Annotated in this window: 26 protein-coding genes and 1 pseudogene; 12 read left to right on the forward strand and 15 right to left on the reverse strand. The window is 65.9% G+C overall.

Annotated elements, in window-relative coordinates; all coding sequences use genetic code 11:
• From J1M86_RS25985 to J1M86_RS25995, 3 genes and pseudogenes are all read left to right on the forward strand, one after another.
• Positions 1–600: pseudogene (locus tag J1M86_RS25985) on the forward strand (hypothetical protein); the annotation flags it as partial.
• A 1,121-nt stretch (positions 601–1,721) separates the two neighbouring features.
• Positions 1,722–1,943, forward strand: coding sequence for a hypothetical protein (locus tag J1M86_RS25990; protein ID WP_206511934.1), 222 nt, complete (start codon positions 1,722–1,724; stop codon positions 1,941–1,943).
• Positions 1,940–3,751: a hypothetical protein gene (locus J1M86_RS25995; RefSeq protein ID WP_206511935.1), complete on the forward strand. Its 1,812-nt coding sequence runs from the start codon at positions 1,940–1,942 to the stop codon at positions 3,749–3,751. The genes J1M86_RS25990 and J1M86_RS25995 overlap by 4 nt, the downstream gene beginning before the upstream one ends.
• 40 nt (positions 3,752–3,791) lie before the next feature.
• Here the strand turns inward: J1M86_RS25995 and J1M86_RS26000 are convergent, their stop codons facing one another.
• The 4 genes from J1M86_RS26000 to J1M86_RS26015 form a co-directional block, all read right to left on the reverse strand.
• On the reverse strand, positions 3,792–4,463 hold the full coding sequence (locus J1M86_RS26000; RefSeq protein WP_206511936.1) for a hypothetical protein: 672 nt from the start codon (positions 4,461–4,463) through the stop codon (positions 3,792–3,794).
• Positions 4,463–4,858, reverse strand: a complete 396-nt coding sequence (locus J1M86_RS26005; protein ID WP_206511937.1) for a hypothetical protein — start codon at positions 4,856–4,858, stop codon at positions 4,463–4,465. The genes J1M86_RS26000 and J1M86_RS26005 overlap by 1 nt, the downstream gene beginning before the upstream one ends.
• A 209-nt stretch (positions 4,859–5,067) precedes the next feature.
• Complete coding sequence (locus J1M86_RS26010; RefSeq protein WP_206511938.1) at positions 5,068–6,834, reverse strand: hypothetical protein; 1,767 nt, start codon at positions 6,832–6,834, stop codon at positions 5,068–5,070.
• 72 nt (positions 6,835–6,906) lie between these two features.
• Positions 6,907–7,281 (reverse strand): Lsr2 family protein, encoded by a 375-nt coding sequence (locus J1M86_RS26015; protein WP_206511939.1) that lies wholly within the window; start codon positions 7,279–7,281, stop codon positions 6,907–6,909.
• 139 nt (positions 7,282–7,420) lie between these two features.
• Here J1M86_RS26015 and J1M86_RS26020 point away from each other — a divergent pair, with 139 nt between their 5' ends.
• The 3 genes from J1M86_RS26020 to istB all read left to right on the forward strand — a co-directional run bounded on the left by J1M86_RS26020 (position 7,421) and on the right by istB (position 10,246).
• Positions 7,421–7,648 (forward strand): DUF2510 domain-containing protein, encoded by a 228-nt coding sequence (locus J1M86_RS26020; RefSeq protein WP_241260686.1) that lies wholly within the window; start codon positions 7,421–7,423, stop codon positions 7,646–7,648.
• Positions 7,649–7,721: 73 nt separating this feature from the next.
• Complete coding sequence (gene istA, locus J1M86_RS26025; protein ID WP_008720624.1) at positions 7,722–9,440, forward strand: IS21 family transposase; 1,719 nt, start codon at positions 7,722–7,724, stop codon at positions 9,438–9,440.
• On the forward strand, positions 9,437–10,246 hold the full coding sequence (gene istB / locus J1M86_RS26030; RefSeq protein ID WP_006246577.1) for an IS21-like element helper ATPase IstB: 810 nt from the start codon (positions 9,437–9,439) through the stop codon (positions 10,244–10,246). Before istA ends, istB begins: the two co-directional genes overlap by 4 nt.
• Positions 10,247–10,294: 48 nt before the next feature.
• On the opposite strand, the gene J1M86_RS26035 is transcribed toward istB, so the two are convergent.
• From J1M86_RS26035 to merA, 5 genes are read right to left on the reverse strand one after another with little or no spacing between them, the layout of a single operon-like run.
• Complete coding sequence (locus tag J1M86_RS26035) at positions 10,295–11,173, reverse strand: cytochrome c biogenesis CcdA family protein (protein WP_048472691.1); 879 nt, start codon at positions 11,171–11,173, stop codon at positions 10,295–10,297.
• Between the two features lie 3 nt (positions 11,174–11,176).
• Positions 11,177–11,701, reverse strand: a complete 525-nt coding sequence (locus tag J1M86_RS26040; RefSeq protein WP_006246580.1) for a redoxin family protein — start codon at positions 11,699–11,701, stop codon at positions 11,177–11,179.
• The gene (locus J1M86_RS26045) at positions 11,698–11,991 is read right to left on the reverse strand and encodes a hypothetical protein (RefSeq protein ID WP_006246581.1); all 294 of its coding nucleotides are present in this window, start codon (positions 11,989–11,991) and stop codon (positions 11,698–11,700) included. The genes J1M86_RS26040 and J1M86_RS26045 overlap by 4 nt, the downstream gene beginning before the upstream one ends.
• A 31-nt stretch (positions 11,992–12,022) precedes the next feature.
• Complete coding sequence (gene merB / locus J1M86_RS26050) at positions 12,023–12,682, reverse strand: organomercurial lyase MerB (protein ID WP_006246582.1); 660 nt, start codon at positions 12,680–12,682, stop codon at positions 12,023–12,025.
• A gap of 37 nt (positions 12,683–12,719) precedes the next feature.
• On the reverse strand, positions 12,720–14,144 hold the full coding sequence (merA, locus tag J1M86_RS26055; RefSeq protein WP_006246583.1) for a mercury(II) reductase: 1,425 nt from the start codon (positions 14,142–14,144) through the stop codon (positions 12,720–12,722).
• 105 nt (positions 14,145–14,249) lie between these two features.
• Here merA and J1M86_RS26060 point away from each other — a divergent pair, with 105 nt between their 5' ends.
• The 5 genes from J1M86_RS26060 (at position 14,250) to J1M86_RS26080 (ending at position 17,533) form a co-directional block, all read left to right on the forward strand.
• Entirely contained in the window at positions 14,250–14,639 is a 390-nt protein-coding gene (locus J1M86_RS26060) for a heavy metal-responsive transcriptional regulator (protein ID WP_006246584.1), read from the forward strand.
• A gap of 204 nt (positions 14,640–14,843) precedes the next feature.
• The gene (locus J1M86_RS26065; protein WP_206511940.1) at positions 14,844–15,320 is read left to right on the forward strand and encodes a hypothetical protein; all 477 of its coding nucleotides are present in this window, start codon (positions 14,844–14,846) and stop codon (positions 15,318–15,320) included.
• A gap of 20 nt (positions 15,321–15,340) precedes the next feature.
• Positions 15,341–16,312, forward strand: a complete 972-nt coding sequence (locus J1M86_RS26070; protein WP_206511941.1) for a hypothetical protein — start codon at positions 15,341–15,343, stop codon at positions 16,310–16,312.
• A 50-nt stretch (positions 16,313–16,362) separates the two neighbouring features.
• Positions 16,363–17,004 carry a hypothetical protein gene (locus J1M86_RS26075; protein WP_206511942.1) on the forward strand — a complete coding sequence of 214 codons (642 nt, stop codon included), beginning with the start codon at positions 16,363–16,365 and terminating at the stop codon, positions 17,002–17,004.
• Between the two features lie 265 nt (positions 17,005–17,269).
• Positions 17,270–17,533: a hypothetical protein gene (locus tag J1M86_RS26080; RefSeq protein WP_206511943.1), complete on the forward strand. Its 264-nt coding sequence runs from the start codon at positions 17,270–17,272 to the stop codon at positions 17,531–17,533.
• 228 nt (positions 17,534–17,761) lie between these two features.
• Here the strand turns inward: J1M86_RS26080 and J1M86_RS26085 are convergent, their stop codons facing one another.
• The 6 genes from J1M86_RS26085 to J1M86_RS26110 all read right to left on the reverse strand — a co-directional run bounded on the left by J1M86_RS26085 (position 17,762) and on the right by J1M86_RS26110 (position 20,773).
• Positions 17,762–18,109: a hypothetical protein gene (locus tag J1M86_RS26085; protein WP_206511944.1), complete on the reverse strand. Its 348-nt coding sequence runs from the start codon at positions 18,107–18,109 to the stop codon at positions 17,762–17,764.
• A gap of 72 nt (positions 18,110–18,181) precedes the next feature.
• On the reverse strand, positions 18,182–19,060 hold the full coding sequence (locus tag J1M86_RS26090; RefSeq protein WP_206511945.1) for a hypothetical protein: 879 nt from the start codon (positions 19,058–19,060) through the stop codon (positions 18,182–18,184).
• Positions 19,053–19,754 (reverse strand): hypothetical protein, encoded by a 702-nt coding sequence (locus tag J1M86_RS26095; RefSeq protein WP_206511946.1) that lies wholly within the window; start codon positions 19,752–19,754, stop codon positions 19,053–19,055. The genes J1M86_RS26090 and J1M86_RS26095 overlap by 8 nt, the downstream gene beginning before the upstream one ends.
• Complete coding sequence (locus J1M86_RS26100; RefSeq protein WP_206511947.1) at positions 19,751–20,428, reverse strand: hypothetical protein; 678 nt, start codon at positions 20,426–20,428, stop codon at positions 19,751–19,753. The genes J1M86_RS26095 and J1M86_RS26100 overlap by 4 nt, the downstream gene beginning before the upstream one ends.
• Entirely contained in the window at positions 20,421–20,588 is a 168-nt protein-coding gene (locus J1M86_RS26105) for a hypothetical protein (RefSeq protein WP_206511948.1), read from the reverse strand. Before J1M86_RS26105 ends, J1M86_RS26100 begins: the two co-directional genes overlap by 8 nt.
• Entirely contained in the window at positions 20,585–20,773 is a 189-nt protein-coding gene (locus J1M86_RS26110; RefSeq protein ID WP_206511949.1) for a hypothetical protein, read from the reverse strand. The genes J1M86_RS26105 and J1M86_RS26110 overlap by 4 nt, the downstream gene beginning before the upstream one ends.
• Before the next feature lie 242 nt (positions 20,774–21,015).
• On the opposite strand from J1M86_RS26110, the gene J1M86_RS26115 reads away from it, so the two are divergent.
• Positions 21,016–22,377: a TraM recognition domain-containing protein gene (locus J1M86_RS26115; RefSeq protein WP_206511950.1), complete on the forward strand. Its 1,362-nt coding sequence runs from the start codon at positions 21,016–21,018 to the stop codon at positions 22,375–22,377.
• The last annotated feature ends 26 nt before the right edge of the window (positions 22,378–22,403 follow it).

Consider the following 22,403-nt stretch of genomic DNA (forward strand, 5'->3'; position numbering starts at 1 on the left):
CTATCCCCCCTCTGGGGCCTTCTGGGTGCCGGCTGCTGGCAGGTCTACTCCCACCTACTGGGGTCTTCGGAGCCGGTCGTCTCCACAGAACTCGCCTCTGCTGTGGGACTGCCGGTGGGTACCCGACGCTCGGGCTGCCTACGCCTGCTCGACGCCCTCGTGAACGCACAGCTCGTCAAACGCACAGGTCGTGGCCGCGCCACACGGTGGATCGCTGTCGCGGGAGACGCCGTTCGACGCGCTGAGGAGGCAACCGGGGCACTGGAACGGCTCAAAGCTGTACGGACTCGCATCAACGCAGAGCGGGCCTCATGGCATGCCGAGACTCAGACGGAGCACTCCAAGGCCCAGCGCGTGCTCCGGCGCATCATCGACGGTCTGCGTGATCGCGCGCCGAAGCGCCAACTCGAACTCGGGCCGTACGAGGTGGATGAACGCACCACTGTTGCTGTGACGCTAATGCGGCCGAGTGGTCGCGCCAGGCTCGGAAACCATAGACCACGGTCGCCAGGGCGTCTCCAGGGCCGCGTTAGCCCCTCAGCGGTCGTTCAAGCTCGACTTGTTCAGCCGAAGCAGACTAAATCCGTGGGCGCGATCTAGAGATCACTCGGACTGAGCCTCACGTTCAGGTCGCGGGCGACACCGACCGCTCGTGTAGCCGCCGTCTTTACCGCGGTAAAGACGGCGGTCCTTTACCGCGGTAAAGACGGCGGTCCTCCTAGATCGCCACTCTGTGACTCAGTCCGCTGGAAGCTCAGCAAGGCTGGGCCGGCGAGCTTGACCGTAAGTCGGCTCAGGTCGAAAACTGAGCAGGTAATCCGGTCGAGAAGTGGGCACTCATCTCGACGATGGAGGAGTGATCACTGTGGAGGACTGGGCGTTGATTCGCCGGTTGCACGGCTGGGAGGGGTGCGCTGAGCTCGTATTCCAGTGGAGGCTCCACCGTATGGAGTTCGTCTGGCACGTCCCCTGCGGCGACGATCCGGCCCAGGTCGTTGTCACCAGCCACCGCCGGGGTCGTCGTGGGTGGTTCAGGGCATGATCTCGGCCGAATCGTCCGGCCTTGACGAACAGACTCCGTCGCACCTCAGCTCCAGCGACCGCGGCGATATGAACTGCACCAATTAGCCCCTGGCGGTGCCGCGATGCATGCACTCGACGTTCGACTTCGTGGTTACGGCATCGATCAGCACACAAAAAGGGCGCGGACAACGGTTGTCCGCGCCCCCTTCGGATGATTATCTGCGCCATGGGGCCTGACGTGACAGTGTTCCCCATCGCGCCACTCCAGTCGCGGAGCCAGAAACCGAGTGGGCCGAGTCCGAGCATTCGGTCGCTTCCTTTAGCTAGTTCAACTGAGCAATTAGTGCTACGCAGGGGCCGTCGTGGCCGCAGGGGTGCGCCGTCGGCCCGCCACGCGGCGATTGGGACTCAGTGCCTGACAATCACTCGGGGTAGGCCTCATCGAGGAGTGGCAGCGTGAAACTCGGGGAGTTTCACCAACGATGGACTGGCCGGAAGCGTCAGCCACCCGTGTGGAGATCTGACCTTCTTTCCGTCACGCGCGAGCAGGCGACTGCGCTGCAGCCCAGCGGCCTTCGCGGTAGAGCTGCAATGTTGTCGGCAATCGCTGTCGATAGTGTCTCGTCGGTGGTCGCCTGGAGCGCCAAAGTGTGACACTGAGTACTCGGGCCCCTCGATGTGGCCCGAATAGTGGAGATATGACGAAGAAGCGAAGGCCGGCCAAGCCGGTCGGATCAGGGCCACGAAGGATCGAGTGGCGCGCAGCGGTAACAGACCCGGTGGTGATGCTTGCCATGTCGTCGTACGCATGTTTGAGCGCGCTCGCTGCTGCCGGCGTGGACGTGGAGACCGCCGCCGCGGCGATCGTCGTCGTCTTGCTCGCGGTGTCGAAGGTTTGCACCAAGCTGAGGCTCCAGTGACGATCTCCACGAATGTCTGGGTGCCGGCGTCCGCCGTCGCCGCGTTGGACGAGATCAAGGTCCACGAGAGTTATCGCTCGCGAAATCAGGCACTCGCCTCGGTGCTGGGTGACTACGTCGACCACCAACGCGAACGCGGCCCCGAGGGCCGGGTGGTGCACATTGCGACACTCCTTCGCTGGCCACCGCCCAGGCGTGAAGACAGGCTTGTCGCGAGTCATCGGGGCGTGCCGACGAGTGGGCGGCAGTTGCGATTAAACGTCGAACGAGGACTGTGGATAACCGCTCGCGACCATGGCTACGTGCTACCGGGACAGTCCACGGTCAGAGGCCATCCCGAGTACCAAGCACGCAGAGGTGCGGACGCAGTTCTTGCCGCGATTGCTCGACGGAGACCACTGACCGATCCTGTCCTGGGACAGATCGAACAGCTACTGACTCGCCGGCAAGCCAGGGGGCTCTGGCGGCTCGCTGTCGCTGGAACGAGCACCGTCGCGGAGCGACACGTCGCAGAGTTGGCCGACGACGCTCGCGAGGCGCTTGAGATTGCAGGCGCACGAGGTCAGACCCTCGAAGTATCAGGCCGAGTAGTTCGAGTGGCAGAGAAGCTGCGTACTTCGCAGGTGACGTGGCACGCTTCGGAACGGTTCCGAGTGTTGAGAACTATCGCGTTCGAAAATCTCAGTGGCGAGGGAGCACAGGATTTCCTGAACCTCCTCGACGAAGTTGACGACGACACTGTCAGCTGGAGGTACGAACTCGCGCGTCTCCGGGTAGCTCCGATCGCGTCGGTCTCTCGGGAGGGTCGAGGCGCAACCGCAGTGTGGCGAGCCGAGCGGGAGGTCCAGACCGAAGATCTCATGGACTGGTTCGGTCGGATGGATCGCGCGTCGACGCCCACGTCATTCGTCATGCACCCTCCGGGATGGGTGTTGCGCTTCCCGACTCAATGGCTACCGGCTCCGGCCGACGACGAGACGTTGTTTCGAAGTGGCGGCATCGACGCAGGTCACGTCCTTCGGCTCCGCCATGCGGGGAATGATTTCGTCTGGCCCACCCGTGAGAACACCGAGGGCCTGATGACCACCGTGCCGGGGTTCGAGACCGTCTTGACTGAAGCCGGTCGGCGATCAGCACAAGACGTGCTGGAGGCAACGCTCCTCGATTTCTCACAGGAGCTCCACGACGGTGACCCGATGCCTTCGGTCTGGGTTCCGGCGCACGTTGCCCATGACCTGGGGCTCATCGACGAGACGGAGCGAGATCGCCTCGTCTCGGAAGCACGTTCAGCATGCGATGCCGATCTCGCGAGGTCCGAGGACGAACCCCACTACAAGTCGAGGATCGACCTGGACATCCTGTTCGCTGATCTCGACCGTGAAGGTTCATTCTGCCAGGCCGGCGATCGCGAGCGTGCTCGCATGGCCTTCGCAAAGGGAATCCGGACGTTCGTGCAATACCTCGTAGAGATCGGATACCCGGCGGTGAAATCTGAGTACCTGCAGTTTGCATTCGAAACCAAGTATCGCTATCCCATGTCCACCCTCGCGGAAGCCGTGCAGGCCGGCGAACTGCGGTCCGACGCCCTACATTGGGTTTCCGCCTATGTTTTCAGTCGCCGCGATGCGATTCTCAACACCGACGTGCAGGAGCGTTGGATCCGGGCAGAGGGATACGCCGAGTTCGATGAGTCACCCCTGGAAGGTCATCTAGGCCCGACGGCTGTTGGCCATGATGCTTCGGACCTGTGTCGACCTATCGGAAACGAGCTGCAACCGTCCCTCGGCCCGGACGCTCTGCCGTTCTGAACTTCCCTGTGAGGTCTCGTCATCGTGGGTGAATGAAGCGTCAGTCAGGGCTGCGCAACAGCGGCAGACCGGGCCGCTTCTCGGCCGAGAGACCCGACCTGTGAGGCTCGGGCCAAGATGGCAGCTCGTCAACGGTGCCGCCGAAAGCCAGGAGTGTCTGAGAGCCGAGGTCGCAGCAGGCTTGAAGGAACCCTTCCGCACCCATCAGGGTCATCGAATTACCTCTGACCTGGGGCCAGAGTGCGCCAGAGTCGTTGGTCGCGGCGTAGGGATCGCCGCCGTGACTGAGCAGGTCACGCAAGCTCTTCATGTCGGACATATACGAGCGCAACGCGGCTGAGCCTTCGAAGGTGACCCACCGGGACCGTCCGGATCCCGGCCCTGGAGTTCGTGTGCGGACACCCCACGAATTGGTGAACAACTCCACGCCGGCCTTCTGGCCGGCGGTACGCAGCTTGTCGGGGTTCAGGGGGATCGCGCGTCCCTTCGACGGTGCGATGAGTACGTCGTTGAAGAACGCATCGGCTGCGCTGAATGTCAGGGAGAAGATCCCCCACCGGAGAGCCTGCTGCTTCCTAGAACCACGCAGTCCACGGCCGTCCAGGCCTTTTACCTCGGCGATGTCGCGATGCAGAGTGATCAGCAGGGCGGGGTTGTACAGGCTGACAGCAAGCTGATTGCAAGCGTCGACAACCGATGCCGGGGCACTCACTACTTCAGCTGCTCGCCGCGGTCCAGATCCTGCAGCTCACGCCCGTCCGGATGGTTGCCCTTGGCTGCGACCGCCGCGATGACCGTGTCCTCGACGGTCTCGACGTGATTGACCAGCCATCCGCGGGAGCCGTCCGGCCCGTCGGTGGCGGGCCCGACGAGAGAGGTGAGTGCTTCGGGCCTGTATTCATGCGTGACCAGATCGACGGCCGTCAGCCAGCCGTCGGCGGGCTCGTTGGCCAACACCTTGTGGTCGTACTGCAGTGTCGGTTCGGTTCTTTCTCGGACGAGCTCGTCCGCTGGAAGATCAGCGGCGTTCTCTGGTGTCCTCACGCTGCACACCGTCCACTTTTTGCGCTCGATCTCCTCCAGCGTCGCATCTCTGTAGTAGCCCATACCCGGGGATCGTATTGCGTCCGATGCGAGCTTGCCGAGTCCGACGGGGCAATTAGAAGCCAAACAGAGTTCCCTCCGCCGTTGCGCTTCGCGGACCCGGCGCATCCGATGCAGAAGAGACAGCGGCGCTCGTTCGCTTCAGGTCTGCCACCGCAGGGTTGCTCAGCTGCCCGCACACGTTCGAGCCTCCAGGCGCGATGGCCGCCTGGTTACTCGGCGATCGGTGGAAGTGTGGTTTCGCCCTCCCAGGTCATGGTGACCACGTCGTTGTTCGGATCCGCAGTGAATGTGACGACGGTGTCTCCGTCTCCGTCTGCGTCGGTGCCGGCGTATCCGGTCACTGCAGCACTGGGGAGTTCGCAGCGAACCGTCCCGAGCTCGATGAGCTTCTCGCCGATGGTGACCTGTAGTGGCGTGCTTGCCGCGATCGGGAGGAAGCGTTCGGGGTCGATGGCGGGCGGTTCCGCCACAACAGCGATCGTGAGGTCGGTCCATGTTCCCTGCACGGTGTCACCTTCGAGCAATCTGGCGGCCCGCACGACCGCGGAAAAAGCGTCCGCAGTGACAGTCCTTGCGTCGGGAACAAGTATCTCGGTGTCAACGAACCGCTGAATCGTGACGAGTGCACTCAGGAAGTTCATGTAGAGCGCTGCCCGTCGAAAATCCGCACCGTCGGGTACAGGCGCGGTCAGAGGGTTCTCGGTCCGGCGGCGCGGTATGTGAGGGAACGAGATACGGAAAGAGTTGGGCGCGTAGAACGAATTGACGAACATCAGAGCGTTGAGTACGTGCTGCGGATGCCGCCCGACGTCGTCGGACAATGAGAAGTGGTACGAGACATCGAGTGAATCGCCGCTGATCTTGGTCAGGATCTGGACGCGCAGCATGCCGGTTGCGTCCATTCCAGTCGACGCGCCGCCAGTCCGGTCGTGGTTGAACTGGACATCGGTGAAACGAACCGTGACCGCAGCAAGCGTCTCGCCGTCAGGGGATATGACACTGAGAACGCGGTCGAATGGTTCCGTGCTGTCGGCCGGCTGGATGATCAGCTGGGCTTCGGAATGGGTGCTCGCGAGACCACCAGGAAGATCCAGCGTGAGGTCACGGACGGGCACCGGGTTCAGCGGCGTACGGCCGTACTCGAGGAATTGCCGCCACTCGCGCTCCTCTGCACTGCCTCTGGTCACGACGACCTTTGTCCGGACTGTCACTGGCCGCTCTTCCACGGCCTCAGCGAACTTGGCCAGAATGTGAACCGTGACGACCTCATCGCCGACCTCGCGCGTCGAGGTGGCAACGAGTGCCGGGTAGCTACCGGTCGGAGCGGGCGGAGGGGTCGCGCGCGGTCCGGCGGAGATCACATACGAGTAGTGCGGGTCGATCTCATTGATCGTTCGGCTCATCAGCGATACCCGTTCGAGTATCTGCGCTGGTTCGAGACTCTCGTACAGAGTTTGTGCGGCATCGACGTCGACGCCGGGCAGGGCTATCAACGTCGTAGCCATGAACCGCATCATCTCGGTATCGAGACGTCTGACACCGTCGGCGAAGTAGTAGTCGACCACCTGCGGATAGTCAGCGGCCCAGTTGTCGAATGTGGGGAGGCCGTCCCATTTCGCGGCGAACGGGTCGGCGCTGTTCAGATCGGCGAGCCATTCGTCGTTCTCCGGAGTGGGGTCCAGCGGCAGGAGTAGATGCCATGTCCTGACCGTCCACTGTCGCTCAGCCGCATATGCCTTCAGAGTTCGGTAAGAATGCTCGATGTCGCGTTTCTGCTTGCTGGTCAGCGTCTCGGCATGCCGCTTGACCTGGTAGATGTCATACGAGGAATCGTTGTTGTGGACATAGACATCGATGCCGCCATCCCCACGGGACGGGCGAATGCGAACCGCCGTGGGGTGATCGCGGTACAGACACAAGGCGGCGAATGCCTCGACGTCATCACCCTCGTAGCGTGTCCATGGGATACGTGACACGACCAGCTCCATCTTCACATCGTTGGACGAGATCCGTGTGCCCGCAGCGGTGCCCGCCGGGGCGGTGTGCGTTCAGTGAGCGGCGTCGAACGCCTCCATGATCGCGGCCGGAACGCGCCCACGGTTGCTGACTTCGTAGCCGTTGGCGTTGGCCCATTCCCGGATCGCTCGCGTCTGCTCGGGGTCGCGCTTCGCGGGCTTCTTCGCGGCGTCGGCGGCGGCGGCGCGGACGGCAGAGGTGTGCGCACTCCGCTTGCGGCCACCGATCCTCGCCGCATGATCGATGTAGTAGCCCAACGTCTTACGGAACTTCTCCGCGTTCTTGTCCTCGAGGTCGATCGAGTAGTCGACGCCGTCGACGGAGAATTCGATCGACTCGCCGGTTCCGTCGGGGATGACGTTCCCGTTGATGTCATCGGTAACTTCGACGATTACGTTCTTGGCCACGGTGCGTTCTACCTGTCTTTCTTCGGTCCGGTCGGTCTGACTGTCCGCTCACCGTCCCACGAACCCTTTGTCCAGCGAGCGGACCGATTCGGAGTGTCGGCATCGGAAGCGTGGTTACGCGCCTGGGAGACTTCTGCCCATGACGTCACCTACCCCCGGCTGGTATTCGGATCCGGACCCCACCAACGCCGGTGGACAGCGGTTCTGGGACGGCGCGCAGTGGACCGATCAGGCCACTCCCGGGGCGTCCGCATCGACACCGCCACCGACTGCGCCGGGATCTGGCGGTGACAGTCTGATTCGGGACCAGTGCGACGGTCTGATTCGGGACCCACCCGGGCTTCGGCGTGGCGTCGTGACGGCTTGATCTGGACCCACTTCCGTGGCGTCAGGAGGACCCGCATCCAGCGGTCCTCGCGGCACCGGAAGTGGGTTTCGGGATGAGGGTGCGTGTGGAACTGTTCGCTGCGATCCGTCGGGACGCCCGGGTCGAGGGCATGTCGATCCGAGCGCTCGCACGCAAGCACCAAGTCGGACGCGGCACCGTTCGCCGGGCCCTCACGTCCGCGGAACCACCGCCGCGGAAGACCCCGGTGCGTTCCTCGCCCCGGTTGGATCCGTTCAAGTCGGCCATCGACGACATGCTCCGCGCCGACCTTGAGGCGCCGCGGAAGCAACGGCACACCGCCCGCCGGATCCACGTCCGCCTCATCGAGGAACACGACGCCATTGAGGTGTCGTACTCGACGGTTCGCGACTACGTCCGCATCCGCCGCACGCAGATCGGCCTCGAAGCTGGCCGCCGGGTCGAAGTCATGATCCCCCAGGAGCACGCGCCAGGCGCAGAAGCAGAAGTCGACTTCGGCGAGCTCTACGTCATCCTGGCCGGGGTGAAGACGAAGGTCTTCCTCTTCACATTCAGGTTGAGTTACTCCGGGAAGGCGGTGCACCGGATCTACGCCACCCAAGGCCAAGAGGCGTTCCTCGAGGGCCACATCGCCGCGTTCAACGAGATCGGCGGCATCCCCGCCCGGCACGTCCGGTACGACAACCTCACCGCCGCAGTCACCCGGGTCGTCAACGCGCGCGGTCGTGAGCGGGTAGAGAACGACCGCTGGGTGCTGTTCCGCTCTCACTTCGGGTTCGACGCGTTCTACTGCCAGCCGGGCATCGCCGGGGCACATGAGAAGGGCGGTGTGGAAGGCGACGTCGGCCGGTTCCGCCGCCAGCACCTCGTGCCCATGCCCGTCGTCGACTCGCTCGACGAGCTGAACGAGAAGGTCCGTGCCTTGGACGCCGCCGACGACCGCCGACGGATCTCGTCGCGGATCCGGACCGTCGGCGAGGACTTCGCGACCGAACGCGAGAACCTCGCGCCGCTCCCGGTCGAGGGGTTCGACCCCGGGCTGATGCTGAACCCGATGGTCGACCGCTCCGCGATGATCACCGTCCGCATGGCCCGGTACTCCGTCCCGGCGCGGTTCATCCACCGCCGCGTCCGCGTCTCCTTGCGCGCATCCGAGGTCGTCGTGTTCGACGGCCGACTCCAGATCGCCCGGCACGCCCGCGTCATCACAAGGGGTGGCCAGTCGGTGAACCTCGACCACTACCTCGAGGTGCTCAAGGGTAAGCCGGGCGCATTGCCAGGCTCCACCGCGTTGGCGCAGGCCCGCGAATCGGGGGCGTTCACGCCTGCGCATGAGGCGTTCTGGGCGAACGCCCGCAGGCGGCTCGGGGATGCGGTCGGCACCCGGGAACTGATCGACGTGCTCCTACTGCACCGCGCCATGGCCGCCGACGAAGTCGAAGCCGGGCTGCTCGCCGCAGTGAGCGTCGGTGCAGTCTCAGCTGATGTGGTCGCGGTCGAAGCACGCCTGCACACCACCCTCGCAGCGCCCACCGGGGCCAGTTCAGACCGTCATCCCGTTGCGCAGCCCAGCGATGGCGAACGACGAGATGGCGACGCCAAGCGCAGCCGGAAGGTCGTGTCCCTCACCGAACGCCTGCTGCTCGACCCGGCCGCGGTCATCGCCGGCCTCCCGCCCGACACCCGGCCGCTGCCGTCGATGGAGAAATACCAGCAACTGCTCGGCCGCCGCACCGGCACCGACCACCACCCCGACCCGATGAGTCCCGATGAGAGCGGAGCACCCCGATGAGCACAGTCACCAGCGTGACCACCACCTTGCGCCGCCGCCGCGGCCTGACCGAGGAAGCCGCCGTAGCGGCGGTCGACCAGGCCTGCCGGAGGCTCCGGCTCCCGACCATGCGGGCCCTGCTTGGCGACGCGGTCGCGGCGGCGAACAAGGACCAGTTGACCTACACCGGATTCCTCGCCGAGCTGCTCCTGGCCGAGTGCGACGACCGCGACCGTCGGTCCACCATCCGGCGCGTGAACGGCGCCGGGTTCCCGCGGAGCAAGTTCCTCGCGGACTTCGACTTCGACGCCAACTCGAACATCAACCCCGCCACCATCCACCAGTTGGCGACCGGCGAGTGGGTGCGGAAGGGCCAGCCGCTGTGCCTGATCGGGGATTCCGGCACCGGCAAGTCTCACCTGCTCATCGGCATGGGGACCGCAGCCGCGGAAAAGGGATTCCGGGTAAAGTACACCCTCGCCACGAGGCTGGTGAACGAGCTTGTAGAAGCAGCCGATGAGAAGCAGTTGGCCCGCACGATCGCTCGTTACGGCCGCGTCGACCTGCTCTGCATTGACGAGCTCGGCTACATGGAACTGGACCGCCGCGGCGCCGAACTCCTCTTCCAGGTCCTCACCGAGCGAGAGGAGAAGAACAGCGTGGCAATCGCGTCCAACGAGGGCTTCGCCGGCTGGACCAAGACCTTCACGGACCCGCGCCTGTGCGCGGCCATCGTCGACCGCCTCACCTTCGGCGGCAACATCATCGAAACTGGTACCGACTCCTACCGGCTGGCGTCGACCCGGTCAGGGAACGCGTCGCGGTGACGCAATCAACCGAGCCTGTTTCGTGCGCACGCCGCACCCGGTGGGCTGTCACTGCGTGCTGTCCCGCGTGGTCATCGGGCGCCCCCGAAGGATCCGGCGGCGTCGCTGGAGAACCCCGAGCGCCAGCACTACCAGCGCAGACGCGGCAGCGAGCGCGCCGATGAGTGTCGCCCGTGTCTGGATCCAGCTGGAGACCACCGCGGAGACGTCAGTGAGTCCGCCACCACGGCCCGCGGCGACCGGGGCGTCGCTGGTGGCCGCCGGGTACCAGTACCAGGCCAGATAGGCGCCGGTGAGCAGCAGGACGACAGCGGTGACCCGTGGGCCATGGCGGGCCAATCGCGCGACGTGGCGGGTGAGTCCGCTGCCTGCCGCGGCGGTGGCCAGGGCGAGCAGCAGCAGGACGGTCGCCGAGCCAGCAGCGTAGACACCGAAGACGAGCAGGAGCCCGGCATAGCTGTAGGTGGCCTGCGCCTGCGCGATGACCGCGAGGATCACCCCGAACGTGCACGACAGCGAAGCCAGCGCGTAGCCGACCCCAAACGCAGCCATCCGGGCAGTGGGTGGGAGTCCCGCGGCTGCCCGGCCGGGGATCCGAGGCACCCGCACCGAGACCGAGCGTCCGGCTAGCATCCACAGGCCGAGAACCACCAGCAGGATGCCGACGGCCAGGCCAAGCGACGGCGCGGCGCGAATCAGCCCTCGGGCGCCGGCGCTGACTACCAGGCCAGCTGCCGCGAGGGTGCCGGCGAACCCCACCGCCAACACGAGACCGGCCCGCAGCGCCCGCAGCAGCCGCACCGGGACCGTTGAGGCATCGGTGTCGCCGAGGGTGTGGGTGATCCAGGCCGGGAGTAGCGCGAACCCGCACGGGTTCACGGGCGCGACCATGCCGGCCGCGAAGGCGAGGGTGAGCAGTCCGCCCATGGGTCAGGCTCCGGCCTTTGCCAGTTCGGCGGTGATCGTCGCGGCGTCGGGGTCGGTGGCGCGGAAGGTCACCGTGCCGTCGGCGTCGACGACGATCAGGGTGGACAGAGCGGCCACCTCGAATCGCCGGGAGAGTGCCGCGCCATCGTCGATTGCGGCCGGTACGTGTTCGGCGTCGACGGACTCCATGAAGTCGCCGATCAGGGCCTTGGATTCGCCGGGGTCCATGTCGACGGCGAGGAAGCTTGCCACGGTGCCGGCGTTCTCGGCGGTGGTGGCGGCCTCGCCGAGGGACCGGACGCCGTTGACGCATTCGCCGCACCCGACGGAGAAGAAGAACACCGCGGTGGGCTTCCCGTTGGCGGGCAGGCTGATCTGCTGGCCATCGACGCTGGTCACGGTGGCGGGTGAACCGGAACCGGCGGTCGCGGGGTCGGCACTGTTGCCGCAGGCGGTCAGGGTCAGCGATCCGGCGGCGAGTACGGCGGCGATCGAGAGCGCGGCGTGGTGGCGGCGGGTGATTCTCATCGGTTCTGCTCGTCCTTCGGGTCGACGTTTTCGTTGGTGGGCATGGGCGGGCAGCAGCCGTGGCCGGCGGTGCCGCCGCCGCGGCGGGAGATGGCAATCAGCGCGAGGATCGCCAGGGCGATCCCGGCGCCGATGACCCACGGGTTGCGGAGGAACGCGCCGATACCGGCGATCGCGCCACCGGCGATGAGGATGGGGAGCAAGGCGCAACAGGCGACCATGAGCAGCGCGGCGCCGGCTCCGAGGAGCAGGCCGCTGCCTCCCGGGCGATCGTCGTGGTTGGACATCATCGGTGTTCTCATTCCCTTCAGTGGGTATGGGTCAGCAGCAGCTGTGGCTGTCGTCGGCCGCGGCGGGCGCCTGGAGGCGGTTGAGCAGGCCGGTGGCGAGGGCGGCCCCGATCCGGCACGCCTCGGCCACCGGGACCACCTCCGCGCCGGGGTGCTCGGCCAGCCAGCCCGCGGCGTCCTCGGGGGAGGTGAAGTAGTGCACCTGGTTGCAGAAGGAGGAACGGATCGAGGTGATCTGCTCCGGGTTCACCAGCGACACCACCGCGGTGGGCGGATCGACGCTGGTTGCACCTTCTGTGGGGTCGACGTTGACCCGAACCGGCTCGCCGCTGACCGGGGAGGCCGACTCCACCTTTGCCGGGCGGTCCAGCAGGGCGGGGAAGATCAGCGTGTCCAGCGCACACCAGGTGTAGAGCTCCTCACCGGCCACGGTGAACCGGTGCGGGGTGGGGCGCAGGGTGAGGCCCTGGCCGATGATCCGGCCCTGATCGTCGTACTCGGTGTCCGGCACCGCCGCGAGACCGCGCCGTACGTCATCGAGGGTGCGGCTCGCAGCCGCGGCGAGTTGCTCGACGGTGACGGGGTCGCCGTCGACGAGCAGCCGCAGCAGCGGGATCAGCAGGCCGGCGTCAAGGCCGGTCTCCTCGGGTCGGGTGAGTCGTTGGGGCAGTTGGGTGCTGAGGTCCGACATCGCGGATGCCTCCTTCGTTGAGTGGGGTGGGTGCGGGTCAGGCGCAGCAGGAGAGCTTGGAGACGTCGGTGGTGAAGGCCTTCGCGACGATCCGGATGCCCTCGGTCATGGTCAGGTAAGGCGCCCAGGCGTCGGCGACCTCGGCGATGGTCTTGCCGATGATGTGGACGCCCGCGGCGGCCAGTTCGCCGGCGTCCTTGGCGACCGCGGTCAGGCCGAGGATCTCGCCGGTGTCGGCGTTGGCGACCATCTTGATGAAGCCGCGGGTGTCCCGGTTGACCAGCGTTCGCGGCACGTATTCCAGCGGGAGCACCCGGCAGTCGCAGCGGATCCCGGCCGCGAGGACTTGGGCCTCAGTCATCCCGACTGCGCCGATCGCGGGACTGGTGAACGTGACCCGGGGCAGCCGCATGTAGTCCACCGACCGCTCGGCGTCGGTGAAGGCGTTCTCGGCGACCACGGTGCCGTGGTGGGCGGCGACATAGACGAACTCGGGGTGCCCGGTCACGTCACCGGCCGCCCAGATCCGCGGGTTGGAGGACTGCAGCTGGTCGGTGACCACGATCTCGCCGACCTCGCCAGTCTTCACCTCGACCGCGTCGAGGTTGAGCCCGTCGGTCACCGGTCGGCGGCCGAGAGCGACCAGAACCTCGTCGGCGCGGAACTCCTGCGCGCCACCGGAGACGTCCGCGGTCACCACCACCTGGCCGGTGGCGGCGTCGCGGGTCACGCGGGTCGGGACCGCTCGGCGGACCACCCGGATGCCCTCATCGGCGAAGACCTCCTGCAGCGCCTTGGAGACCTCCGACTCCTCCTTCGACGCGAGCCGGGACCGAACCAGCAGGGTCACCGTCGACCCGAGCCGGGCGAACAGCTGCGCCTGCTCCAGGGCCACGTAGCCACCACCGAGCACCAGCAGCGAGTCGGGGACCTCGGTCAACTCCATCGCCGTAGTCGAGGTCAGGTACCCGGCCTCCTCCAACCCTTGGATCGGCGGGGCCCAGGGACGGGACCCGGTGGCCACCAGGTACTGCGCTGCCTCGATGGTCTCGACGCTGCCATCCGCCGCGGCGACCTCGAGCAGGGGCGAATCCGGAGTGCCGGCGAACGCGGCGTTGCCGCGGCGGACCTGCCAACCGTAGGAGTCGGCGACGTCGACGTACTTCTCACCCCGCAGGGCCTCGACGAGATCCTGCTTTCCGCCGATCAGGGCCGGCATGTCCACCGCGCCCGCGACGCTGGCGATGCCCGGGAACCGGGTCGGCGCGTCCGCGGCCACGTGCCGGGCCTCCGCGGCTGCGATCAGTGCCTTCGACGGCACGCAGCCGGTGTTCACACACGTGCCGCCGAACGTGCCACGCTCGACCATCACCACCGACTTGCCCAGAGAGGTCGCACGAATGGCCGCCGCGAACGCACCGCCGCCGGATCCGATGATCGCGAGGTCGTACCTGGTCTGCATCCCGATTCCTCCCAGAACTGTTGGGAAACGCTCCTGATGCAGCGATACTGGACCTTCCAGTAAAGGGGAAGGTCAAGCGAGACCTGCGACACGATGGAGGCCGGGATGCGGATCGGAGAACTCGCCGAGGCGGCAGGCACGACCACCAAGACTCTGCGGTTCTACGAAGAGCAAGGGCTGCTGCCCCCGGCCGAACGCACACCGGCCGGCTACCGCGACTACACCCCCGACGCGGTCAGCCGGATCGACTTCGTCCACCGCGGCCAAGCGGCCGGGCTCACCCTCGCCCAGATCAAGCAGATCCTCGACATCCGCGACCACGGCCAAGCTCCCTGCGGCCACGTACGTGACCTGCTGGACGCGCGCCTTGCCGACATCGACGCGCAGATCGCCGACCTCACAACACTTCGCGACAACGTGGCTGCGCTCCGCGACGATGCAGCCCTCCCAGAGCCCGAAACCTGTAGCCCCGATCAGGTCTGCAGATACCTATAGCCCTCGCCACTCGGCAGTGACCACCGAGACCAAGGGCGTGATTAGCCGGTGCCAGGTGGGTCCCAGTCAGGCCGTCATCGTGGTCCCAGATCGGGTTGACACAGCCAGGGATCACCGGAGGGACAACAGGGTGGCGGCAACCGCGGCCTCAAGATCTTCCTCGCGATCGCGGCGGCCGCGCTGCTGCTCGTCGGCATCGGATCGGTGTTCGGGCTGGGCGAAGAAGACAGCGACAGCGACCAGGCATCGGCGACGTCGTCCGAGTCTCCGGCCGGCGCGACCACGCGCGCACCCGCTGCGGTTCCCTCTACCCAGCCACGGACAACGACAGCGGCTCCCGTCCCGACCACCACGGCAACGCCGGCTGCCGACTGCATCGACGTCCCCAGCGACGTCCTCGCCGAGATCAACGCATCACTCGAGACCAGCGGCTACGAGCTGGGCTCTCCCGCTGCGTACGACGACGGCGACACCCTCTACATCGCCGGCGAGATCGTCGAGCTGCAGGACGGCGGGATCCGCTCACGCGACGACGTGTTCGCCCAGCAAGGGCCGATCCTCACCCCGGTGACCGTCACCGCGCGCAACGAGTCCAACCTGCTGGATCTGCACGACGAACTCGGACTCGACTTCTCCGATGCAGGGTCGCAGGCTGCGGCGGACTGCGCGCGGACGTACTAGCGAATGACACTATGAGCCGTATGGCGAACAGCGGCAGTGCCAAGACGCGAGTGACCGTGAAGACTCAGACCATGCGTGAGCTGATGTTCGCGTCTGGTGGCCGATGCGCAATGACCGACTGTCGGCTGCCGCTGACGTCTCCGACCGGCGGCTGGATCGGGACGGTCGCACATATTGTCGCCGCCGAGCAGGACGGGCCACGCGGCAACAGTCCGCTGACACCCAAAGAGCGAGCCGAGTTCAGCAACCTCATGCTCATGTGTGCGACCCACGGCCGCGACGTCGATGCCCCGGACACAGGCGAAGCTAACTATCCGGTAGAGCTGTTGACCGTGATGAAACAACGGCACGAAGCGAAGGTGAACGAAGCGATCACCGCCGCGATCGAGCAAGATCAATCCGGCGTCAAAACTGCTACTGGTGCCATCGACACGGAACTTCGTCCGGCGAAATCGGCCACAACGGCGGAGGGTTTGCTGGAATCCCTCGGGTGGGACAGCGAGCCAGCGGATGACATATCGAACTTCGTCGACTTGTTGAATTCTGTTGGGGATGAATTACAGCGATTTTCGCAACTTGCTCTCGAAACGCTGTCGCAACTGCTTCACATCTGGGTACAGGATTGCCCAGTTGATCCGAAGGTCGGGCTCACATTAGGTGACCCAAGTGATCGCGGCCCATATATACCAAAATACAATGTAGACAACAGAATAAGGAATGCCTCGGTCTTTCGAGCCGGTCTCCGCGAGCTCGACGCGCGAGGGGTTGTCGAGGTGATTCGCGATGATGAGGCTGGGACCGTCGAATACTGTTTTCGCGATAAGTGGCGTCTGAAAATGGGTAAGGCGGGGTACGACTTCAATTTCTGGATCGCGACAGCGTACTTCCTGCACGAAAGCTTCGGTGTGCCGATACAAGATTGGTTACTGGGGCTGGACTTCACGATCTATGACCGGCTCGCACCGCCAGCTGCGAAAGTGTCGTGGCGCTGACACAGCAACTCAGGAACACCCGGTGAGCGGCCAGGAGAGTGAGGAGTTCGATGCACGTACGACCGATCGAGTTCGATGCAGCGATTGTTCGCTGGTCGCCGCAGGACGCCACCGGGTTCACCGGGGCGGACGACGCTCTACGGTCCTGGCTGCGGGAGCGCAGTGTCGGCACCGGTTCGCTGAGCGTCATCCACGAACACCAGGCAACCGTCACCGGAAGCGCGGGAGTACTCGCGTCCCTGTCGGCCGGCGGCCGCTCGGAAGTGATGAAGAGGGGAATCTCGCTCGGCAGTCGCGACGGATGCGTGGTGCTGGCGTTTCCGAAGCTGGAACGACTCTCGGAACTCTCACGCGGCCTGAGCACAGGTGGGACCGTGGTCGTGTTCGAGTACGGCGCACCTCCCGCGCTCGATGGGTGGATGGCCGCAACGGGTGCGTACAACCTGTCGACCGGGGAGACGACACCGCCGCTCGACGACGAGCTGCATGACACCTTCGTAGCGATGTTGATGTGGGAGAGAGAGATCGGCGGCGGTGCGCAGCGCGGAAAGCAGAGGGAGCTTGTGCAGCGACCTCTCGCGACCCTGAAGAGCGCTGGTCTCGACGAGGACTTCGTGATCACGTACTGCGCCGCGTTAGGCCTGTCCGACAACTACCTCACGAAGCTGCGAGCGCACTACAAACAGGCCTGATGTCGTTGAAAAAGAGGGGACCGCAACGTCGTATGTGGTGAGGTCCTTCGGGTCTACACCGACCGGGAGACACTGACTACGTGATAGCGAACGAGACAAGATCTTCTCTGGTTCGAGCAGGCATCGAACTTCTCAAGGACACCGGGTCAGCTGCCACGGCCTGCGCGAGACCGCTCGGCGAGCAGGTGTCTCTCACGGCGGAGCGCCGCGGCGACAATTCATACGCTCGCTGGCACGCCTGGACCGGTTCTGGTGTCATTAACGTATGACCGACGCGGCATCGAGAAGTATCTCCGGCCTCCTCCCTGACAGTGCGCGGGCACGGTTCGTGGATGAGCTCGAGGCCGCTGCGCTTACGTGTATCGCGAGCGATCGTATCGAGCCGCTCAGAGGGCTTTTGGATGCATGGAGGAGCACGGCCGAGGCGTATGCGGATACCTCGGTCACGTCGACAGGCGAGGACCTGGAGTATCTCGACGTCCCCGAGGCTGTGAGTAGACCGGAACCGATCCCGGAGGGAAAGGGTTAGCACCTACTTCCAAACGTTATCGCCGAGTTTTCAGCCAGCGAAGCGTGTGCAAAGCACTGCGGAGTGGGCTTGAAAGTGTCTGCACGCTTCTCGCCCCGCACCGCGTGACTGCCTGCCGTTTCTCTCACCACGTCGCGCAAGTACGAGCCGCCCGCGTGCCCCCCGATGCGGCGATAGCCCCAGACCTGTCGGTGCGGGGCTATCGACACTTGTCGCGAAGTTCGCCGATCAGCGGGCGTCGAGCTGGCCCAAAGTCACCCCCGACCGGGTGTTGATCACGTACCCGCCCACGCTGGGCACCTCCGTCAGCGTGATCTCCTGTCCAGCGACGACGGCCGTACCTCCCGTCTCGGTGGGGGTGATCGTGGCGGTCAGCCCGCCGATGATGAGCTGGTCACCGACGACGTTCGCCTCGGCGGTGAACAGCGGGTACACCGTGGGTCCGAGCAGGAACTTCTTCGCGGTGTACGAGCCCTCGGTCACGTCGGCCGATGCGGTACCGGCGAGGCCGGTGACGGCGACGGCTGCGCCGATGGTGACGAGGGCGATCTTCGCGGCGGTGGTCTTGGCGTTCATATTGTGCTCCTTGGGGTTCGGTGTGTCGTGGTGTCGTGCGTGGAACTCTGTGGGGGTTGTGGTGCGCGGCGACTATTCGTCGTCGGTGGGTGTGTATTCAAGGGTCGCTTTGAGCAGGCGGTCACCGGCGACGGCCCACACGGTGGCCGGTTCGACGCCGTCGCCCTTGAGCACTGCGACGTCGACCAGGTCGGCCTGCATCTCGCGTGCCGAGTCGGGGATGCCGTCACCGATCATGCGGAAGACGCCGCCGGGAACGCTGGTGCACGCGGTGGCCGCGTCCACGTCGCGGCCGGTGCCCTTCTCCTCGCCGGTGACGGCGAGGTCCGGGGCGGTGGTGACGGCGACCTTCCACCAGCGGTCGGCCTTCTCGACCTCCTTGTCGGCCTTGGCATTGAAGTCGTAGATGCCCAGGCTTCGGTTCCCGAACTGGACCATCGCCGTGGTGTCGGCGGGGTCGTCGGACGTGGCGCTGCGCTTGACGAACTCCGGTGGAAGCGGCAGCGAGTCAACGACATTGAGCTGTTTGGTCGGTTCGTCACTGTTGCGTGTCCAGGCGGCGTCGTTGATCTGAGTGCCGCTGCAGGCGTTCACGTCCGGGCGGGTGTCCGCGACCACGTCGCCGCTCTTCGACTGGACCTTCGACCTCACATCGGCCATGCTCGTGGCGTTGTTCTCGTTGCCGATCTGCGAGAGTGCGAACGCTGCGCCGCCGCCCACCACCAGCACGACTGCGAGCACGCTGACGATCACGCCCTTGGGCAGTCGAGGACCGGCGTCCGGTTCCGACGACACCCCAGGGGGGCGCACGGTCGCCAGGATCGGGTCCTGCTCAGGTGCGGGCTGCTCGGTGCCGGCCGGTGCGTCGACGACCTCGTACTCACCGCCGTCGAGGTCGGCTGGGTCGATCGGTTTGCCGTGCTCGTCGAAGTATTCGAACCGGTCAGGCATTGTTTCCATCCTCTTTGTAGGGCTTCTTACGGACGACAACACGTGTCACGGGAGGGGGAGTGACCGACGGCCCTGCGAGTGCCGGCGGTGCCGGTACCGGAATCCACTCGATCGGCGCTGCCGGCTCTGGTGCGGTGGGCGGGGCCGAGGTGGTAGCGGCCGGTTGCGCTGCGGCGTTGCGGACGACGCCCTTGCTCTTGAGTACCCCGACGAGATTCGGCAGGAGCTTGGGCATTACGACGATCGAGCCGAGGATCGCCGCTGCACCGCCCGCGATTACGATGTTTTGAAAAATGCTGAGCGCGCTGATCATTCCGGCGCGCAGCACCAGGAACGCGACGGCGTAGGCGAAGCCGATAGCGACCATGCGGGGCGCGGGGGATTCGGCCTGGTAGCGCATCAGCACGCGGTAGTTCGCAGCCGCGAACGTTCGAATGCTGGTTATGTCGGCGTCGTCCGTCTCGCCCGTGCTGGTGCGAGTGGGCAGACCGATCAGCCCGTTCACCCACATCATCTTGACCACCTGCACGGTCATGACGGTCAGGCCGGTTCCGGCAAGTTCGGCGTAGCCCTGTTGCGCGACGGCCCACGCGAGCGCGCCAGCACCGCCGAACATGAGAAGTGTTGCAGCGATGCGGATTACCTCGCCTGCACCGCTCTGCACGTTGACGTGGATCGGGGGTTGATTCGTCATTGGTCGCTGTCCTCGTGCTCGATGGTGCGGGCGATGATCGTGGGGGGTGGTGTAGGCGGTGCGACCCTCCGGCGGACGACGACCCGGTTCGGTGCGGGGTCGGGCAGGCCGCTGATCCGGGTGACGGTGTGGCCCTGGTTCGGTCGCGCTCCCGAGGTGACCGCTTCCCAGCCGTAGGCCCGGATCAGCCAGGCCAGCCGAGCGACCGCGATGACGAGCTGGACCGTCGCATACCAGGCGAGGAAGGGCACGTCGTTGTGCATCCAAATCACCGCGCCGACGAGGACCAGCAGCACCGGCAGAGCGCCGAGCGAGACGGCCGCGACGGGCTTCCAGCGCATCGGCCCCCAGGAGGCCGTGTTGCGCCACCACAGCCCATAGAGGCCCCACGCGGCCGCGATGCCGGGACCGGCGGCGAGCGCCTGCACGCTCTCACGGAGAGCGAGCCAGAGCACCCGCAGGATGCGGTGGTCCTCGCCCTTGTAGACGGCCCGGTGGACGCGGTTCGGTGTGACGACCTCCCCGACAGCGGCGTCACCGACCCCGGCCTCGTAGCGGGTCGAGCGGCGTGACCTCGACGCCAGCCGCTCACCTCGCCGACGTGCTGCCGGATTGCGACCGGCACGGGCGAGAACCCACGCCGAGCGCTCCCGCGTCTGGTGCAGGTCAGCCACCGAGGGACACCACCGCGACCAGGGTGTCGGCGTATGCGCGTGCGTCGTCCGAGCTGCTGGCGTCGCAGCCGGCACCGACTGCGACACCGACGAAGAAGATTGCCAGTACGGCGACGATCCGCCGGTTCAGAGCGGAGTGCGACGATGCCGACTTGCTCATTCCTGATCCCACTCTTTGAGGTTGACGGCCAGATCCGGTCGGTGGACGTAGAGCGCGAGGATGTCCGACACCATCTGACTGACAGGCATCGCTGTCTCAGAACGGCGTCGACGATCCTGGAGGATCGCGTGCACCTCGTCGGGAATCCGAGCCATCACTGCGGTTCTAGGCCCTTTGCTTGCCATGGCCAACGGTAGGCCCCCTTCGCTTGTTGCCGCACATTCAGCATGACACGCGAAAAGCGTTTACAGACACGTGATTACGCGCGCTTTCGCGCGTGACGTCACCAGAAACAAGCCAGGCCTGGGACTGTGCCGAGGGTGACGTCACCAAAAAAAGTGTGCGAATGATGTTGTCGCGCAACGTCGGCAAGTTGTGACACTCTTGATAAGAGCATGTTCCGTTCGGACGATGAGAGAGAATCTGAGTGAGCCTGTACCGCAAGCAATCCGGGCCGTACATACCGAAGCCGACGCCTTACGGAGGGTGGGTCGACAGCAAGCTTGCCGTCAGCGGACCGCACCTGCTAATCAGCGGTCCGAGCGGCGTCGGAAAGAGCCGGAGGGTCATCGCTCCTGCTGTGCTGATGTGGCAGGGGCCGGTGGTGGCTATCTCGTCGAAGCCCGACCTGATCGATCTGACGTTGGAGCAGCGGCTCTCGTGGGGCGGTCGCGGGCGTACCTACATGCTCGATCTGTCCGGTGAGGTGCCCGACGAGGTTCTGCCCGAGGGCGTGGAGAAGGTCGTCATCGACCCGACGGCGCTCATCGGCACCGACGACGAGGCCCTGGACCTGACCAGCGTTCTGATGAAGGCAGGGTCGGCGGGATCGTCGAGCTCCGCGAGCGGACAATCCGGTGACCCGTTCTGGGAGACCTTGGCCACGGCTCCGCTGGCAGCAATCCTGCGTGCGGCCGACGCGGACGGGATTGCGTGGGCGCGTACGGCGGTAGGGCGGGTGCACTCCGACGATCCCGACGACCAGGACCAACCGTGCTGGCACAACGCGATCGGTCGCCTCGAGACGATGGGCGCGGTCATGCTCGCGGACGAGCTGAAGAGCGCGACGGATCTCGAAGACAAGATGATGGACAGCGTCAAGATCACGATGAAGAGCGCCCTCGCGCCGTGGTGGCGCAGCACTGTGGCCGGTGGCAAGGGTGAGCGGGCGTTCCAGCCGAAGATGTTGGAGCACCCGCGCAGCACCCTGTTCATCGTCGCGCCGGCCACGGGTGTGGCGGCAGGTGCGGCCGTGGCGTGCGTGGACGCGATCAGCGCGCACTGGCGGGCCGGTCAGACGCGGCCGGTGCCGTTGGCTCATCTGCTGGTGGCGTGCGACGAGTTCTGCAACACCCTGCCGTGGGCGAAGGCCCCCGTCGTCGTCACCGAGGCGCGGGCGATGGGTATCTCGCTGCTGGTCGCGGTGCAGGCCACGTCCCAGTTCGCCCGCCGCTACGGTCGCGACGGCATGGACGAGCTGCGCGATGTGTTCCCCTCGATCCTGCTCCTGACCGGTGCCCCGGAGAAGGAGATTTTGGAGAAGGCAGCTTGGGCGCACGGGCGCAGTGAGCGGCACAAGCTCAGCACCGATCACAAGGGCCAAGCGTCGCAGTCCTCCGAGCTGGCCGAGACCTTCCACGGCTCCGATCTGCTCCCCAACAGCATCGACGAGGGCCGGTTGTTGCGCGGTTCCCGACCGGCCGACGCCGACAATCCTCGCGTGCGTGAGGCCGGAATCAAGGTCGATCTGTTCGACATCAGCGAGCTGCGGTTCGCCCCACAGCGTTGACCCACCGTCCGACAGCCGAGAGCCCC

Source organism: Rhodococcus sp. KRD197 (assembly GCF_017168235.1).
Classification (GTDB): Bacteria; Actinomycetota; Actinomycetes; order Mycobacteriales; family Mycobacteriaceae; genus Rhodococcoides.

Coding starts and splice junctions, on each gene's coding strand:
- J1M86_RS26090 (WP_206511945.1), bottom strand. CDS start 19,060: ATGCCTGACCGGTTCGAATACTTCGACGAGCACGGCAAACCGATCGAC.
- J1M86_RS26080 (WP_206511943.1), top strand. CDS start 17,270: ATGACCGACGCGGCATCGAGAAGTATCTCCGGCCTCCTCCCTGACAGT.
- merA (WP_006246583.1), bottom strand. CDS start 14,144: ATGCAGACCAGGTACGACCTCGCGATCATCGGATCCGGCGGCGGTGCG.
- J1M86_RS26085 (WP_206511944.1), bottom strand. CDS start 18,109: ATGAACGCCAAGACCACCGCCGCGAAGATCGCCCTCGTCACCATCGGC.
- J1M86_RS26060 (WP_006246584.1), top strand. CDS start 14,250: ATGCGGATCGGAGAACTCGCCGAGGCGGCAGGCACGACCACCAAGACT.
- istB (WP_006246577.1), top strand. CDS start 9,437: ATGAGCACAGTCACCAGCGTGACCACCACCTTGCGCCGCCGCCGCGGC.
- J1M86_RS26075 (WP_206511942.1), top strand. CDS start 16,363: ATGCACGTACGACCGATCGAGTTCGATGCAGCGATTGTTCGCTGGTCG.
- J1M86_RS26070 (WP_206511941.1), top strand. CDS start 15,341: ATGGCGAACAGCGGCAGTGCCAAGACGCGAGTGACCGTGAAGACTCAG.
- merB (WP_006246582.1), bottom strand. CDS start 12,682: ATGTCGGACCTCAGCACCCAACTGCCCCAACGACTCACCCGACCCGAG.
- J1M86_RS26045 (WP_006246581.1), bottom strand. CDS start 11,991: ATGATGTCCAACCACGACGATCGCCCGGGAGGCAGCGGCCTGCTCCTC.
- J1M86_RS26020 (WP_241260686.1), top strand. CDS start 7,421: ATGACGTCACCTACCCCCGGCTGGTATTCGGATCCGGACCCCACCAAC.
- J1M86_RS26035 (WP_048472691.1), bottom strand. CDS start 11,173: ATGGGCGGACTGCTCACCCTCGCCTTCGCGGCCGGCATGGTCGCGCCC.
- J1M86_RS26005 (WP_206511937.1), bottom strand. CDS start 4,858: ATGGGCTACTACAGAGATGCGACGCTGGAGGAGATCGAGCGCAAAAAG.
- J1M86_RS26110 (WP_206511949.1), bottom strand. CDS start 20,773: ATGGCAAGCAAAGGGCCTAGAACCGCAGTGATGGCTCGGATTCCCGAC.
- J1M86_RS26040 (WP_006246580.1), bottom strand. CDS start 11,701: ATGAGAATCACCCGCCGCCACCACGCCGCGCTCTCGATCGCCGCCGTA.
- J1M86_RS26105 (WP_206511948.1), bottom strand. CDS start 20,588: ATGAGCAAGTCGGCATCGTCGCACTCCGCTCTGAACCGGCGGATCGTC.
- istA (WP_008720624.1), top strand. CDS start 7,722: ATGAGGGTGCGTGTGGAACTGTTCGCTGCGATCCGTCGGGACGCCCGG.
- J1M86_RS25990 (WP_206511934.1), top strand. CDS start 1,722: ATGACGAAGAAGCGAAGGCCGGCCAAGCCGGTCGGATCAGGGCCACGA.
- J1M86_RS26095 (WP_206511946.1), bottom strand. CDS start 19,754: ATGACGAATCAACCCCCGATCCACGTCAACGTGCAGAGCGGTGCAGGC.